Annotated in this window: 17 protein-coding genes; 13 read left to right on the top strand and 4 right to left on the bottom strand. The window is 28.1% G+C overall.

Translation table 11 applies throughout. The annotated features are described in order from the left end of the window. Positions 1-37: 37 nt before the first annotated feature. On the bottom strand, positions 38-1,951 hold the full coding sequence (locus JYG23_RS06365; protein ID WP_207237652.1) for an ABC-F family ATP-binding cassette domain-containing protein: 1,914 nt from the start codon (positions 1,949-1,951) through the stop codon (positions 38-40). 92 nt (positions 1,952-2,043) lie between these two features. Further along, positions 2,044-2,712, bottom strand: a complete 669-nt coding sequence (locus JYG23_RS06360; protein WP_207237651.1) for a hypothetical protein — start codon at positions 2,710-2,712, stop codon at positions 2,044-2,046. Positions 2,713-2,859: 147 nt separating this feature from the next. On the opposite strand from JYG23_RS06360, the gene JYG23_RS06355 reads away from it, so the two are divergent. Both JYG23_RS06355 and rsmI read left to right on the top strand, forming a co-directional pair. Beyond that, on the top strand, positions 2,860-3,180 hold the full coding sequence (locus tag JYG23_RS06355; RefSeq protein WP_207237650.1) for a hypothetical protein: 321 nt from the start codon (positions 2,860-2,862) through the stop codon (positions 3,178-3,180). A 115-nt stretch (positions 3,181-3,295) separates the two neighbouring features. Further along, positions 3,296-4,171 carry a 16S rRNA (cytidine(1402)-2'-O)-methyltransferase gene (gene rsmI / locus JYG23_RS06350; protein ID WP_207237649.1) on the top strand — a complete coding sequence of 292 codons (876 nt, stop codon included), beginning with the start codon at positions 3,296-3,298 and terminating at the stop codon, positions 4,169-4,171. On the opposite strand, the gene JYG23_RS06345 is transcribed toward rsmI, so the two are convergent. After that, positions 4,124-4,963: a YihY/virulence factor BrkB family protein gene (locus JYG23_RS06345; RefSeq protein ID WP_207237648.1), complete on the bottom strand. Its 840-nt coding sequence runs from the start codon at positions 4,961-4,963 to the stop codon at positions 4,124-4,126. The two genes, rsmI and JYG23_RS06345, sit on opposite strands and share 48 nt — an antisense overlap. 286 nt (positions 4,964-5,249) lie before the next feature. On the opposite strand from JYG23_RS06345, the gene JYG23_RS06340 reads away from it, so the two are divergent. The 9 genes from JYG23_RS06340 to JYG23_RS06300 all read left to right on the top strand — a co-directional run bounded on the left by JYG23_RS06340 (position 5,250) and on the right by JYG23_RS06300 (position 12,848). Beyond that, positions 5,250-6,098: a 3-hydroxybutyryl-CoA dehydrogenase gene (locus JYG23_RS06340; RefSeq protein ID WP_207237647.1), complete on the top strand. Its 849-nt coding sequence runs from the start codon at positions 5,250-5,252 to the stop codon at positions 6,096-6,098. Positions 6,099-6,496: 398 nt separating this feature from the next. Next, positions 6,497-7,024 carry a GNAT family N-acetyltransferase gene (locus JYG23_RS06335; RefSeq protein ID WP_207237646.1) on the top strand — a complete coding sequence of 176 codons (528 nt, stop codon included), beginning with the start codon at positions 6,497-6,499 and terminating at the stop codon, positions 7,022-7,024. Positions 7,025-7,177: 153 nt separating this feature from the next. After that, the gene (locus JYG23_RS06330) at positions 7,178-7,705 is read left to right on the top strand and encodes a GNAT family N-acetyltransferase (RefSeq protein WP_207237645.1); all 528 of its coding nucleotides are present in this window, start codon (positions 7,178-7,180) and stop codon (positions 7,703-7,705) included. A gap of 21 nt (positions 7,706-7,726) precedes the next feature. Next, a complete protein-coding gene (locus tag JYG23_RS06325) occupies positions 7,727-8,164 on the top strand; it encodes a GNAT family N-acetyltransferase (protein ID WP_207237644.1) in 438 nt (145 codons plus the stop codon). A 49-nt stretch (positions 8,165-8,213) separates the two neighbouring features. Further along, on the top strand, positions 8,214-8,987 hold the full coding sequence (locus JYG23_RS06320; protein WP_207237643.1) for a GNAT family N-acetyltransferase: 774 nt from the start codon (positions 8,214-8,216) through the stop codon (positions 8,985-8,987). Between the two features lie 165 nt (positions 8,988-9,152). Beyond that, the gene (locus JYG23_RS06315) at positions 9,153-9,290 is read left to right on the top strand and encodes a hypothetical protein (RefSeq protein ID WP_207237642.1); all 138 of its coding nucleotides are present in this window, start codon (positions 9,153-9,155) and stop codon (positions 9,288-9,290) included. Positions 9,291-9,324: 34 nt separating this feature from the next. After that, a complete protein-coding gene (locus tag JYG23_RS06310; RefSeq protein ID WP_207237641.1) occupies positions 9,325-9,813 on the top strand; it encodes a CHAP domain-containing protein in 489 nt (162 codons plus the stop codon). Positions 9,814-9,995: 182 nt separating this feature from the next. Beyond that, positions 9,996-11,672, top strand: coding sequence for a glutamine--tRNA ligase/YqeY domain fusion protein (locus tag JYG23_RS06305; protein ID WP_207237640.1), 1,677 nt, complete (start codon positions 9,996-9,998; stop codon positions 11,670-11,672). A 15-nt stretch (positions 11,673-11,687) separates the two neighbouring features. Beyond that, positions 11,688-12,848: an SAM-dependent methyltransferase gene (locus JYG23_RS06300; RefSeq protein WP_207237639.1), complete on the top strand. Its 1,161-nt coding sequence runs from the start codon at positions 11,688-11,690 to the stop codon at positions 12,846-12,848. Between the two features lie 73 nt (positions 12,849-12,921). Here JYG23_RS06300 and JYG23_RS06295 read toward each other — a convergent pair whose 3' ends face one another. Beyond that, positions 12,922-13,497, bottom strand: coding sequence for a transglycosylase SLT domain-containing protein (locus JYG23_RS06295; protein WP_207237638.1), 576 nt, complete (start codon positions 13,495-13,497; stop codon positions 12,922-12,924). A gap of 66 nt (positions 13,498-13,563) precedes the next feature. On the opposite strand from JYG23_RS06295, the gene JYG23_RS06290 reads away from it, so the two are divergent. After that, a complete protein-coding gene (locus JYG23_RS06290; RefSeq protein WP_207237637.1) occupies positions 13,564-13,743 on the top strand; it encodes a hypothetical protein in 180 nt (59 codons plus the stop codon). Between the two features lie 98 nt (positions 13,744-13,841). Continuing rightward, positions 13,842-14,933, top strand: coding sequence for a Xaa-Pro peptidase family protein (locus tag JYG23_RS06285; protein ID WP_207237636.1), 1,092 nt, complete (start codon positions 13,842-13,844; stop codon positions 14,931-14,933). The last annotated feature ends 66 nt before the right edge of the window (positions 14,934-14,999 follow it).

The following is a 14,999-nucleotide window of genomic DNA, read 5'->3' as shown; positions in this document are numbered from 1 at the left end:
AAACAACCGGTGGATAATTTTTTACTGAGCAACTTTTTCATTCATTTAGAGTTGACCAAGTATCATAAAGCTCCTCTAATTTTGTATTGAGGTTTTTAAGCTTATTATTAATTTCCAAAACTAAAGCTGTATCCTCATAGATTTCAGTATCACAGAGTTGCGTCTCTATCTCAGCGATATCATTTTCATGTTTTTCAATAGATATTTCTAAATCTTTAATTTCTTTATCTTTTTTTTTCTTTACTGCATTTAGTTCTTTCTCTTTCTTTCTTTCAGCATTTATTTGTGTCTTCGTTTTTTGTATAACTATTTCTTCGTCTGTTTGTTCAAGTTCAGCTTTTTTTTCTATATAATAATTATAATTTCCAAGATATTCGAATATGCCTTCAGTTGACATATCAATGATTTTTGTAGTTACCTTGTTTAGAAAATATCTATCATGTGATACAACTAGGATGGTTCCATCGTAATTTATTAGTGCATCTTCAAGTATTTCTTTAGAGTCAATATCTAAGTGATTTGTCGGTTCGTCCATTAACAAAAAGTTTGCTTCTGAAAGCATCAATTTTAAAAGCGATAACCTTCCTTTTTCTCCACCACTCAAATCCGCAATGATTTTATATAAATCATCGCCAGTAAATAAAAATTGCGCTAAAAGTGACCTAACATCATAATAATTGAATTTAGGATTATCATCCCAAATTTCATCAATTATAGTGCTTTCATTGTCTAAGTGTGTTTGTTCTTGATCATAATATCCTATATTGACAAAATGGCCTGGAGTTACTATGCCTAAAAATTCATTAATTTTTTGAGCTATTATTTTTAATATTGTTGATTTACCTATACCATTTGGACCTATAATACCAACCTTTTCACCTCTATAAACATTAAAACTAATATCATCAAAAATATTTTTGTTATTGTAGCTTTTAGATAGATTTTCAACTTTTAAGACATCAATACCACTCCTTAACTTAGGAGTAAATCTTAAATTAACTTTTCTACTATCCAATATAGGCTTTTCAACTTTTTTCATTTTGTCAAGAGCCTTTTGCCTACTAAAGGCTTGTCTTATATTACGTTTACTTCCATAGGCATGAAGTCTATTAATCATTTCTTCTTGTTTTTGAACTTCCTTTTCAAAATTCTCAAACTTTCTTATTTGTTGCTCTAATTCCAATTTTCTTTTTTGCATGAATTGTGAGTAAGTACCATTATATGATTTAATGTTTTTATTCTCAAGCAAAAGAATTCTGTTAACAGTGTTATCAAGAAAATATCTATCATGCGAAATAATTATTACAGCACCTTTAAAATCCCTTAAATATTTTTCAAGCCATGAAATTGCTGTTATATCTAAGTGATTAGTGGGTTCATCTAGCAGCAAAATATCAGCTTTTTCCAACAAAAGTTTTGCAAGCATTACTCTGGTTTTTTGACCACCGCTTAAAATATTTATTGGCTTTTCAAAATCTTCTTCGCTGAAGCTCAAACCGTTTAGAACGCCTCGTATTTGAGATTCGTATCCATAACCATTGAGATGATCAAACTCTTCATTTAACTTTGAATATGTATCCATTAGCTTATCAAGTTCTCCAGTATGATCATGAGTAGTGAATTTACTAATCTCATTTTCTAAATCTCTTAATTTGCTTTCCATATTTATGATATCATCAAACATTGTAAGCATTTCCTGGTAAATAGTTTTTTTACTTTCAATTTTAGTGTTTTGCTTTAAATAAGCTATTTTCTTGTTTTTAGGTATTATTATATCTCCAGAATCATACTCTAATTCTTTTGTTAATATATTGAATAGTGTTGTTTTACCAGCACCATTAATTCCTATTAATCCAACTCTCTCGTCATCATTTATAGTAAATGAAATATTTTCTATTATATTATCTACGACATATGCTTTAGAAATGTTATTGCAAGATAAAATTATCATCTTAATCACCTTTTTTATTTGTATAATTTTTGTGTTGTATATATAATAACGTTTTTAAGTAAAATCGTCAAATAATAAAAAACAAATAGCTTTTAAAAACTATTTGTTTTTTGATTTGAAGAATTATTTAATAAAGGTCCAAACATTTCTATCAATTTACCTATATCTAGTTGTGAATTACCATTTTCAGAATTATCCTTATTGGCTGCAGCAGTTTCTTGAGTACTCATATTCTTAGAATTACTATTTGATGACATTTCGCTCATTAAACTTGAAATCATCTGTTCCATATTGCCATCCTTTAAACTATTTGCTACTAGTCCTTGCACCACTTGACCAACAATTTTATCCATATTTTTAGCTATAAGTGGTTGAGCGAGTACTTTACCAATTGGTATATTCCCATTAGAAATTAATGCGCTAATTTTTTCTAGAGGTGGTTTATCACTAAGCGATTGTATTGGAGCATAGTTCTGTGCTTTGTTAAGGAAACTATACATACCAAGAATACTACTGAACTTTTCAATTATTGGCAAAAAAACATTGATTTTACTAACTGTTTTAGCAGATGTAAGAGGAGCAAGCATTCTAACCACATTAAGAGTACTCTCAATCTTGTATGGATTAGAAACTATGCTGCCAGCAACATTGGATAGCATATGAGTTGCATTACCAAAATTTTTATTACCAAATATGTATCTAGCACCAATTAAATACAATAACAAATGGATTGGAATAATATCACCTTCTTTTGCACACAAATACAATATTTATATATTTTATGTTCAACTACCAAAAATGTTCATTATATTTAATTTGTTTAATTTTAATAAACTATGAACATATCTGTAATATATAAATATAATACTCATAGAATTAATTATAAATTATTATGAAAGGGGTATTGTATGTCTAATAATATATTTAAGAGTTTTGATGATAATAATGTTAATAATCTTATGAACAAAAAAGAAGTACAGGATATAATAAATGATCCAAAGACTCAAAATATAATTAATAAAAATGAATTTAATCAGTTTAAAGAAAAGTATAAAGATAAGTCAAACGATGAAATATTAAAAGATGCTCATGAATATAGCCAAAAATTAAAAAGTCAGTTAGGTGAAAAAGAGTTTAATAAAAAATTAAATGAAATTAAAAAATTTGAAATGTTTTTAAATAAAGACCAAAAGAATAAATTAAATGAATTTCTAAATAAAATTAAATAGAGATTTTAATATTGATAAAACTCTGTGGTAAGCATAGAGTTTTTTATTTATAATCAAATATATTTATGTTATACTATAAATAAAAATAATACTAAAGATAAAAAGGATAGTAAACATGAGTAAATTATATATTGTACCTACGCCTATTGGCAATCTTAATGACATGACTACAAGAGCAATAGAAGCATTAAAAGAAAGCAATTTAATATTGGCAGAAGATACACGTCATACGCAAAATTTATTGAATGTATTTGAAATAAAAACGAAGCTTATCTCATATCATAAATTCAATGAGAAAAAGAGAAGTGAAGAAATAATAGAAGAAATATTGATAAACGATAAAATTGTTTCAATTGTAACAGATGCAGGAACACCATGTATTTCTGATCCAGGATATGAAATTGTAAAATTAGCTAGAGAAAATAATATTGAGGTTATTGGTTTAGCTGGTGCTTGTGCAACAACTATAGCATTATCTGTATCAGGAATAAATACAGACAGATTTTCATTTTATGGTTTTTTACCTAGGAAGGACAAAGAATTAGAAGAAGCACTTGAAGAAGTTAAGCAAAATTTAATTAAAACCTATGTTATATACGAGTCACCAAAAAGAATTAAAAATCTTTTGAATTGTATAAATAAGGTTATGCCAAATGCTCAATTGTGTGTGTGTAAGGAATTAACGAAATTGCATGAACGTATCACATATGGAACAGTATCTGAAGTAAAAGAAATAATAGAAAACGATGAAAACGCAGAAAGAGGTGAGTATGCAATTATTGGTTTTAATAATGATTTTGTTGAGAAAGATGAAAGTGGTTTCAAGGTTAGCTTGGAGGCTTTAATATTTGACAAGATATATTCGAAACAATATTCATTAAAGGATGCAGTAAAAGAAATAGTTGAAGAAAAGAATGCATCAAAAAATGATGCTTACAAGGCATCACTTAATGTTAAAGAATTTTTTGAAAGTAATGTTTTCTCTAATTAGAAAAGCATTTATTTCTGCACCCAGCAAAAATATAAAACTAGTCATATAAACCCAAAGAAGTAATATAAATATACCAGACAAATTACCATAAATATTACTATAAAAATTGCTCTTGAAATTTACATAAACAGAAAATGTCAACGAGCTAATGATACAGCCTAATGTTGCAATTATAGATCCTGGTAAAACTGATTTGAATTTAATTTTCTTATAGGGTATGAATTTATATACCAATGATATTATTATAACTAGTAGCAATATGGGTAATACAAGTCTAATTACTTGTATAAGTGTCAATAAGAAATGTGTAACCTTTATTATTTTAGGTAGATAATTTAATATATATCTACCTATTACTATTACAAATAGAGCTATTTGAAATGATATAGTAAGCGCTAGAGTGAATAGTAATCCAAATGTCTTCATAAAAATATAATTCTTTTTTATGGTGCAATCATTTGCTTTATTTATTCCTTTTATTATTCCAACACTTCCAGATGATGCGGACCATAATAAAACGATAATGCTAACAGAAAAATAAGGTAGCTTGTAATTAGCAACTGAGTCAGAAGTAAGGCTAATTAGTAAAGAATATATTTCCTTAGGTATAAAATTTTTAAATGAATTTAGTATATCAAAAAGTGAGTTAGAATAGTATCCCATAAATATTACCAATAGAAACATGAATGGAAATATACCTAAAATTATATAATATGAGAATTGAGCACTTAGTGCAAAAATATCATCGTCACTAATTTTATTTGCAAATCTCTTAATCAATGAAAAATTCACAACTTATTCTCCTTTTTCTATATTTATTAATTATCATTTTATCAAATATTTGTCATTAATACAAATAAAATATTTCGACCATTTGTTAAAAAATAATTCAACTTTACTAAATTAGTTAATTTTTAAATTAAACTATCTAAATTAAATTTATTCAGTAATACATTAATTAAGATAACAGTTGCTAAAATCTATTGATAAATGCAGAAATATATGTTAGACTAATTTTAGTAAAATTTTAATAATTAATGTTAAAAAAATAACATATGAATTTAATAGGAGGATTAAAATGGAAGTTAAAAAGATATTTGTTATTGGTTCAGGAACAATGGGTTCAGGTATTTGTCAGACTGCTATTACAAAGGGATTTAATGTAACTGTAGTTACTTCTAAAAAACCTGAGGTTGTTAAAGAAAAAATGATAAAAAAATTAGATAAGTTAGTTGCTAAGGGTAGAATGACAGAAGAACAAAAAGAACATTCTTTAAATAACTTCAATGCTACTAATAATTTAGAGGATGCTAAAGATGCAGATTTAGTTGTAGAAGCTATAGCAGAAAACATGGAATTAAAGAAAGATTACTTTAAAAAATTAGATTCTATTTGTAAGCCAGATACTATACTTGCAAGTAACACATCTTCAATATCAATCACAGAGTTAGCTAGTGTAACAAAAAGAGTTGATAAAGTTATTGGAATGCACTTCTTCAATCCAGTACCAGTTATGAAATTATTAGAAGTTGTTATGGGATATCAAACTTCTGAAGATACATATAATACAATTTACTCATTAGGAGAGCAAATGGGTAAAACAATGATAAAAGTTCAAGATAAAGCAGGATTTGTTGTAAACAGAGTATTAATTCCATTTATTAATGAAGCAATATTTGTAGCAGATGAAGGTGTTGCAACTGTTGAAGACATAGATAAAGGTGTTTTAAATGGATGTAACCATCCAATGGGACCTTTAGCATTAGCTGACTTAATTGGTCTTGATGTTTGCTTGGCAATCATGGAAGTTCTTTATAACGAACTTGGTGATTCTAAATACAGACCAGCTCCACTTCTTAAAAAAATGGTTAGAGCAGGTCAACTTGGTAGAAAAACTGGTAAAGGTTTTTACGACTACAGCAAATAATATAATAATACATAAAAAAGCTAATCTATTGCAGATTAGCTTTTTTCTATTTATGGGCTTATTATAGATAGTCTTTGTATAATTTATAGCTATGCTCTGTAGTCTTCCTAATTATAGCTATCCTCCGTGGTCATTTTATTGCCAGTCTCTGTGGTCTTGTTCTAGCTATTCTCTGTAGTTTTTCGTGTAGCCATTATTTCTATTATCGTATAAATGAAATCATAAGGAAAGTTTATTTGTAATGTCTCGAAAAGCACATAAGAGGCAGTTCTATTTATGCAAGAAATTCATAGTGGTATTTTGGAAATATATGTTATATAATAGCAATATAGTTAAGTTAAAATTGTTAGAATTTACAGATTAAAGATAATTACATTTAGATTGTTGAGGTAGTAGCTATGAAAATCCCTATTCTTAAAACAGATAGATTAATATTACGTCCTCTTTCAGTAGATGATGCGGAAGCAGTTTATATTTGGGTGAGTGATGAGAGGGTAACTAAATATATGCCTTATCTGACATATACAAGCTTAGATGATGTTAGAATATGGCTTGCAAACCTGCAATCTGAAGTTGAGACTTACAATTTTGGCTTTGTTTTAAAAGAAAATAATTTGTTGATTGGTAGTGGCGATATTGGATATAACAGTGAAAAGGGTGCATGGGATTTTGGCTATAATATTCGGTATGATTACTGGAATCAAGGTTTAGCGACAGAAGCGACAAAATGTATGATGAAATTCGCATATGATAATTTTGGAGCAAAAGATTTCAGTGCCAATCACGCAATAGATAATCCTGCATCTGGTAAGGTTATGGAAAAATGCGGATTGAAATTTTTGAAGTTTGGAGAATATAGCAAGTTTGACCAAAGTCAAACATTTAAAGCAAAATTCTATAAGGCACATTTAGACGAAATTATATAAGTGTAATACCAAAACGTATAATTTTGAAATTATCTTCATTGTAAAGTAAAAGAAACTCAGTTTAGCAGAGTACAAAAACGCTCTGCTAAAATATTATTTAAATTTAAAGCTCTTAGTGTTTTTGAGAGTTATACTAAACATTTTGGAGGAAAAATGAAAATAGAAGGTAATCAAATAATATTAACTAGTGCAACAGAAAAGGACATAGAATTTTTATGTAGAGCTGAATCTGATAAAAGTTTATGGATATATGAAGAAGATGTTGCTGAAAATGATGAAAAATTAAGAGAAAAATTTATCACTCGTATTAATGGAGATAGAACATTTGATTTTATTGTAACAATAAAGGGGGACAAGCTTCAAACAAAAATTGGGTTTGTAAGTGTATGGAAATACTGTGAATGGAGAAAATCTTGGGAAGTTGGATATAGTATTTTGCCCCAATTCCAAAAGAAAGGCTATGGCGCAGAAAGTTTAAAACTGCTTTTAAAATTTGCATTTGAAGAGTTAAAAGCCCATAAAGTAGTTGGTATGTGTAACATTGAAAATATAGGTTCAGGCAAAATGATGTCAAAGTGTGGCATGAGATTAGAAGGAATTTTTAAAGAAGAACTCGATTGGAATGGTAAGTGGACAGACCAACAATACTACTCAATATTAGAATCAGAACATAAAAAATAATTAAACTAGGAGAAAAATAAAATGAATATAGAATTAAGAACAATAGACAGAGAAAATATGTATGATGTTATAGAATTACAAGTTGCAGATGAACAAAAGAAATTTGTTGCATCTAACTCTTTTTCATTGCTACAAGCAAATTATGAAGTAGATATGTATCCTTTTGCAATATATAAGGATAATGAATTAGTTGGATTTGTTATGTATGATTTAGATGATGAAATAGATATGTATGGTATGTGTAGACTTATGGTAGACAAAAAATATCAAAACCAAGGTATAGGTAAACTAGCAATTGAAAAATTGTTTGACGTGGTAAGAGAAGAGCATGGGAATGTAAAATTTTACACAAGTGCTGAACCTACTAACACAGTAGCATTAGGTTTATACGAAAAAATGGGCTTTGAAAATACGGGAAAAATTGTATATGACGAAGTATTAATGATAAAACAGCTTTAAATAATACATAAAAAAATAATATGCAAAATTGTAGACAGGAGAAAATAAAGTGATATACAAAGTTGAGAAAAACTTAAGAAAAAAAATAATACCTATGTTTGAAGATATGGATGATACAATGATTTTATCATGCTTGCAAGGACATATGGGTGAGGTATACGTTGATAATTTAGATAATCCAACAGTTGCACAAATAATTGTAGGTTTATTTATTTTTTATGCTGGAAATGTGAAATTAGATGTAGTAGATGAACTGTTATGTAATCTTCCACAAGATTCTTTAGTTATCGTAGAAACTGAAGAGTGGAAAAATAAAATAGAAGAAATACATAAAGGTCGATATGAAAAATTTGATAGATATTCTTTTAAACAGGATGCTAAGTATTTAGATTATAACCATATAAAAAGTTTTATATCAAAATTGCCAGTTGACTATGAGCTTAAAAAAATAGACGAGAAAATAACAAAAAGCGATTTTTTTATAAACCATACAAAAGATTTCACTGAACAGTATGAGTCAGTAGAAGATTTTCTGAATAGAGGATTTGGTTATTGCATTATGCATGGAGAAAAAGTTATATGCTGTGCTACATCGTACAGCATTTATGACGGTGGTATTGAAATAGAAATTGATACAGACCCAGAGTATAGGAAAAAAGGTTTAGCTACTATAGCGAGTGCGGCACTTATCATAGATTGTTTAGATAGAGGAATATATCCAAGTTGGGATGCGGCGAATTTAAACTCAGTTGGTTTAGCTAAGAAGCTTGGTTATGTGATGGACAAACCATACGATACATATTATATAGAGTATAATAAATAATAAATTTTATAAAAATTAGTTAAAGAAAATATTCATGGGAACATGATACATTTAAATTTCTAAATTAAAAATGAAAAATTTCTTTATTTAGGAATGAAGGTAAAAATGAAATTTGAAGAAATGCTTAAAGAATTTCCAATAATAGAAACATAAAAAGAGGTTAATATGGATATTAGAGATAAAATAATTTATTTATTAAAAAATTACTTTATAGATAAAGATTATGTTTATGCTATGTGGCTTAAAGGTTCAGATGGACTTGGTAAAGCTGATATTAAAAATATGAGGATGTTGCTTAGGTGATATAGATTAATATTGTATTTTATGGAGGTGTATTATGAACAGTAGTTTAGCCAATATTGCAAAGAAAGAAGCGCAAAAATTCTACCATGGGAATGTTATGGGGACAAAAACAAATTTACAACCAATAGCTGATTTATTCCCATACTCGGATACATGGACGATTGATAGTTGGGATAATTGTTGGTGTGCAGCTTTTGTTTATCATTGTGTAAAATTATCTGGATATGAGCTACCTATTCGCTATCAAAATAAATCTGTAAATTGTAGTTTTGCAGGTGTTATTGCATGGGAACAGTGGGCAAAATTACTCGAAATACATGCATGGATAGAAAAAACACAATCTCCACAAGTAGGAGATATTGTATTGTTTGATAATGTTTTTGAAAATAAAGCTCACGATCATATAGGAATTGTTTTGAATATAACAGAAACAATGATTGAAACAGCAGAAGGTAATTTTGGTAATGTATCGGCTATAGTAAAAAGGTCATATGAAAATGTCAGGGGATACGTCAGATTATGATGACTTATATTATTAACTGAAATCTTAACAATGGCTTAGCTTGTATATATATTGCTTCTGTTCAGAATTGCACTAAATTTTTCTTTTATATTTTACATTTATATGGTATCATATTAAGATAATAGTTTATGTATAAAAAAAGCTAATTTTAGCTATATTAAACAAAAAAGGAGTTGTGTACAATGAGCGAAAATATTAATACTAATGACAATAAAGAATCGGTGAATTTTATACAGAAAATCATAAATGATGATATAAAAAATAGAAAATATGATGCGAGGGTACAGACTCGTTTTCCACCAGAACCAAACGGATATTTGCATATTGGTCATGCTAAATCAATATGTTTAAACTATAGTCTTGCAATGAAAAACAACGGTAAATTCAACCTAAGATTTGATGATACTAATCCTGTTAAAGAAGATGAAAGTTATGTTAAATCAATTGTTGATGATATTAAATGGCTTTGCCCAAAATGGGATGGTCATGCATTATATGCATCCGATTATTTTGATAAAATGTATGAATGTGCTGTTGAACTAATAAAAAAAGGTTTAGCATATGTAGATGATTTGACAGCAGAAGAAATGAGAGAATATAGAGGAACGCTTACAGAGCCAGGTAAAAATAGTCCTTATAGAAATAGAAGTATAGAAGAAAATTTAGAGTTATTTGAAAATATGAGATTAGATAAGTATAAAAATGGAGAAAAAATATTGCGTGCTAAAATAGATATGTCTAGCCCTAACATCAATATGAGAGATCCAGCAATATATAGAATAATGCACGAATATCATCACAATACAAAGGACAAATGGTGTATTTATCCTATGTATGATTTTGCACATCCAATTGAGGATGCATATGAAGGAGTAACTCATTCGGTATGTACTCTTGAATTTGAAGACCATAGACCTTTTTATGATTGGGTTTTAGCGCATCTTGATGAATTTAAGGATGAACCAACACAACAAATTGAATTCGCTAAGCTTTATTTATCAAAAACAATGATGGGTAAAAGATATTTAAAACGTATGGTAGAAGAAGGATATGTGGATGGTTGGGATGATCCACGTATGCCTACTGTAGCCGGTATTAGAAGAAGAGGATATACAGTTGAAGCATTATACAGATTTCTTGATGATATAGGAGTGTCTAAATCTCAAAGCCAAGTTGATATATCAATGCTTGAGAATGCTGTAAGAGAAGATTTAAAGGAAAAATCACCTAGAACAATGGCTGTATTAGATCCAATTAAAGTAATTATAACAAACTATCCAGAAGATCAAGTTGAATATCTAGAGGCTCAAAACAATCCGGAAAATGAAACAATGGGTAAAAGACAAATACCTTTCTCAAGAGAAATATATATTGAGCGTGGTGACTTTATGGAAGAGCCACCTAAAAAGTATTTTAGACTTTATCCAGGTAATGAAGTTAGACTTAGACACGCATACTTTATAAAATGTGAAGACTTCAAAAAGGACGAAAATGGCAATGTAACAGAGGTATATTGTACTTATGATCCAGAAACTAAGAGTGGTAGTGGTTTTAAAGGTAGAAAAGTTAAAAGTACTATGCATTGGGTAGATGCAAATAATTGTATAGATGCTACTGTTAGATTATATGACTATATGATGGAGAATGAAGATTACGATAAAACTAATTTCTTAGAAAAATTAAATCCAAATTCTAAGGTTGTTTTAGAAAATTGCAAGCTTGAAAAAAATATTAATGAGCATAAAGTTGGCGATAGATTCCAATTTCTAAGACATGGATATTTTATAATTGATAGAGATTCAACAGATAATCATTTTGTATTTAATCAAATAGTATCATTAAAAAGCAGTTACAAATAATTCGTTGGAGAAGAAATGGAATTATTAGAAATATTAGAGGAAAATATCAAAAATACAACTCTTATATATTGTGTTTTTGCATCATCTATAAAAAAAGAAGAAGCATATAAAAAAATTACCGTTAAGCCTATAATATCTAAAGAAAGTGTAATTTATCAAATAGAAAAATTTACTGATAAGCAAGTTTTTCATGAAAATTTAGATATAGAATTTATAGTGGATAGACTTGTAACTTTGTCAAAAAGTTATAAAAATGCAAATATTTTTACCGTTGATGCTGATTATCAATTATTGGTAAATAAAAAAGGCAATATGAAGATAATCAAAGGTAAGGCTACAAAAAAACAAGAAATTAAATATCATAATAATATAAAGCAATACATTATTGAAGAAAATAAACCATGTGATTTTCTAATTGAACTTGGAGTTATGAATAAGGATGGTAAGGTTTTATCTAAATACTATGATAAGTTCAAACAAATCAATAAATTTCTTGAAATAGTTGATGATGTTGTAAGTAAAACAGATTTAAAGGAAGATTATAAAATTATTGATTTTGGCTGTGGAAAAGCATATCTAACATTTGCGCTTTATTATTACTTTTATAAAATAAAGAAAGTTAATGTAAGTATAGTAGGATTAGATTTAAAAACTGATGTAATTGAATTTTGCAATAATGTTGCTAGAAAATTACAATATAATCATTTGAAATTTGAAAATGGAGATATAAAGGACTATAATACAAATCTAAATATTGATCTTGTTGTAACTCTGCATGCGTGTGATAATGCAACAGATGCAGCACTTGTAAAAGCGATAACATGGAATACCGATTTAATTCTTTCAGTTCCTTGTTGTCAACATGAATTTTATAATAAAATCAATAATTTGAATTTAGAACCAATGTTAAAACATGGTTTAATTAAAGAGAGACTATCTTCACTTGTAACTGATAGTTTAAGAGGTCTGTTCTTAGAGGCAAAGGGGTATAAGGTTCAAATGGTAGAGTTTGTTGATATGGAGCATACACCTAAAAATATTTTGATAAGAGCAGTAAAAACTAAGATTAATGAAAAAGCAAAAATTGATTATGAAAAATTCAAATCGTTTTACAATTTAGAAAATATATTTATAGAAAATTATTATAATTCTCAAATTAATGAAAAAATAAACTAATAATATAGAGATTGTTCACATAGGAGACTAAAGTTGCTTTACATAGCTTGTAAAGCAACTTTTTTTGAAAATATTATATTACAATTTTTTCCCAAGACTTACAAGAATAAATAGTCCAGAAGTTAATGTCCCTATAATCATATCTGTTTTCATAAATATAAGGCTTTTCAGTTTTACTAGTTAAAACAATAAAGGGTGTTCTATATCTGCTTATGTTGTTAGGTCCTGCGTTATAGGCACTGTATGTAGCCCTTGCAATACAATCTTCAGTAGTTATTCCATTAAAATGTTTACATCCTATTTGTATTTCTTCGGTTGAATTACAGGATAGTTCATAGCATGATTTAAGTTCAGATAGTCCTATATCAATATTAAATTTCCAATCTATAAGTAATCTATCCCAGTCCTTATTACTTATATACCCCCAGTCTGACATACACATTTTTGCACCTATAGTTATTTGCATAATTCCGAAGTCATTAGAAGTAGGATTTCTAAGAGTATTGCCTAAATAATCGAACTGCGTAAATCCACTTTCAATCCATGCAGTTGCAAGGGATAGACGAGCAGGTATCCCTAATTGATTAGATTTATCAGTTATATATTTAATACATTCTTTATTAGTTGGATTTTTACTTTCTATAGCCATAAATAAAACACTCCTTCATATTAATATATTCTATTAGAACAAGGAGTGTATACAAAATATAAGTGTATGTGCAAATATAGGTTTGAAAAGTCAGTTAAAAAATATAATAAAGATGTTATAATGGTTATTGACGTAATTGATGAATGTGTTAAAATAGAAGGTGTACCAATTGAATATATTAATATAGAAGGTGTACCAATTGAATATATTAATATAGGTATACTAAACTTAATCGTCTATGTCTGATAGAAGATAAGTAACTAGTAAAAGATAATGATTATCAAAATATATCATTTATTAGTGGGTGTTTAAAATAAAGCATAATACAAAAATTGGAGGATATTATGGTTAGAAAAGAGTATATTAACAAGTTAGTAGATATTTTAAAGAAAAAAAAGCTTGATGCGATGCTTATATGTCCATCAGAGGAAATGGAATTCTTGATTGGACACAATACACATTTGTGTGAAAGATTTCAAGCTCTAATTATCAAAAACACTGGAGAATATTTTTATGTATGTAATTTATTGACAGCTGCAGAAATCCAAGAAGTTCTAGGTGAAAGTATCAAGGTTTATGGTTGGTTTGACGGTGACGGATATATGGATACAGTCAATAAGGCATTCGAAGAGAATGGATTAATAGGTAAAACTATAGGAGTAAACTCAACTGAGAGAGCATGCTTGATACTTGATATAATGGAAAACTTAGATGTCAAATTTATTAATGGTAAACCAATGCTTGAAGAAATGAGAATAATAAAAACTAATGAAGAAATTGAAAATTTAAGAAAAGCATCTCAAATAACAGATGAAACGTTTTTAGAAATTTTAAAATTTGTAAAACCTGGCATGAAAGAAGTCGATGTAGCAAACTTTATTGATAGAACCTTTATTGAAAAGGGTGCTCAACCTGGATTTACATTAATCTGTTCAGGATCAAATTCAGCACTTCCTCATTATCCAGGAAATCAAAGAGTGATTGAGAAAAAAGACATTCTTTTATTGGACTTTGGATGTGTATACAATAACATGTGTTCTGATATGACAAGAACAATATTTATTGGTGGAGTGACAGAGGAAGAAAGAAAAATGTATGAATATGTTTTAGAAGCCAATATTGCTGGTGAAAGTAAGGCCGTTGAAGGCGCGTATATACCTGATATAGACAAAGCAGCACGAGATGTTGTCGAAAAATCAGGATATGGATCAACATTTATTACAAGACTTGGCCATGGTATTGGATATTCAATACATGAAGCTCCATACATCAAGCAAAGTAATAAAAGAAAACTTGAAAAAGGTATGGCATTTAGTATAGAACCAGGTATTTACAGAGTAGGTGAATTTGGTATTAGAATAGAAGATTTAGTAGTTATTACTGATAATGGTAGAGAAGTAATTAACCATGCTTCTAAAGAAATAATAGTAATTTAATATTAGAAATAAATAATTTTAAAGCAAAGTACCTAATTAAGCAAGTAGGTACTTTGCTAATTAAGG

It is taken from the genome of Sedimentibacter sp. zth1, from assembly GCF_017352195.1.
In the GTDB taxonomy this organism is placed as follows: Bacteria; Bacillota; Clostridia; order Tissierellales; family Sedimentibacteraceae; genus UBA1535.
The sequence above is the reverse complement of the archived record's forward strand: the minus strand, read 5'-3'. Positions and strand labels throughout refer to the sequence as shown.

What these genes read in the sequence shown, in the direction of transcription:
- JYG23_RS06335 (WP_207237646.1), top strand. Translation starts at nt 6,497, where the DNA reads ATGAAAATCCCTATTCTTAAAACAGATAGATTAATATTACGTCCTCTT.
- JYG23_RS06285 (WP_207237636.1), top strand. Translation starts at nt 13,842, where the DNA reads ATGGTTAGAAAAGAGTATATTAACAAGTTAGTAGATATTTTAAAGAAA.
- JYG23_RS06310 (WP_207237641.1), top strand. Translation starts at nt 9,325, where the DNA reads ATGAACAGTAGTTTAGCCAATATTGCAAAGAAAGAAGCGCAAAAATTC.
- JYG23_RS06365 (WP_207237652.1), bottom strand. Translation starts at nt 1,951, where the DNA reads ATGATAATTTTATCTTGCAATAACATTTCTAAAGCATATGTCGTAGAT.
- JYG23_RS06300 (WP_207237639.1), top strand. Translation starts at nt 11,688, where the DNA reads ATGGAATTATTAGAAATATTAGAGGAAAATATCAAAAATACAACTCTT.
- JYG23_RS06355 (WP_207237650.1), top strand. Translation starts at nt 2,860, where the DNA reads ATGTCTAATAATATATTTAAGAGTTTTGATGATAATAATGTTAATAAT.
- JYG23_RS06325 (WP_207237644.1), top strand. Translation starts at nt 7,727, where the DNA reads ATGAATATAGAATTAAGAACAATAGACAGAGAAAATATGTATGATGTT.
- JYG23_RS06330 (WP_207237645.1), top strand. Translation starts at nt 7,178, where the DNA reads ATGAAAATAGAAGGTAATCAAATAATATTAACTAGTGCAACAGAAAAG.
- JYG23_RS06290 (WP_207237637.1), top strand. Translation starts at nt 13,564, where the DNA reads ATGTGCAAATATAGGTTTGAAAAGTCAGTTAAAAAATATAATAAAGAT.
- rsmI (WP_207237649.1), top strand. Translation starts at nt 3,296, where the DNA reads ATGAGTAAATTATATATTGTACCTACGCCTATTGGCAATCTTAATGAC.
- JYG23_RS06295 (WP_207237638.1), bottom strand. Translation starts at nt 13,497, where the DNA reads ATGGCTATAGAAAGTAAAAATCCAACTAATAAAGAATGTATTAAATAT.
- JYG23_RS06305 (WP_207237640.1), top strand. Translation starts at nt 9,996, where the DNA reads ATGAGCGAAAATATTAATACTAATGACAATAAAGAATCGGTGAATTTT.
- JYG23_RS06315 (WP_207237642.1), top strand. Translation starts at nt 9,153, where the DNA reads ATGGATATTAGAGATAAAATAATTTATTTATTAAAAAATTACTTTATA.
- JYG23_RS06340 (WP_207237647.1), top strand. Translation starts at nt 5,250, where the DNA reads ATGGAAGTTAAAAAGATATTTGTTATTGGTTCAGGAACAATGGGTTCA.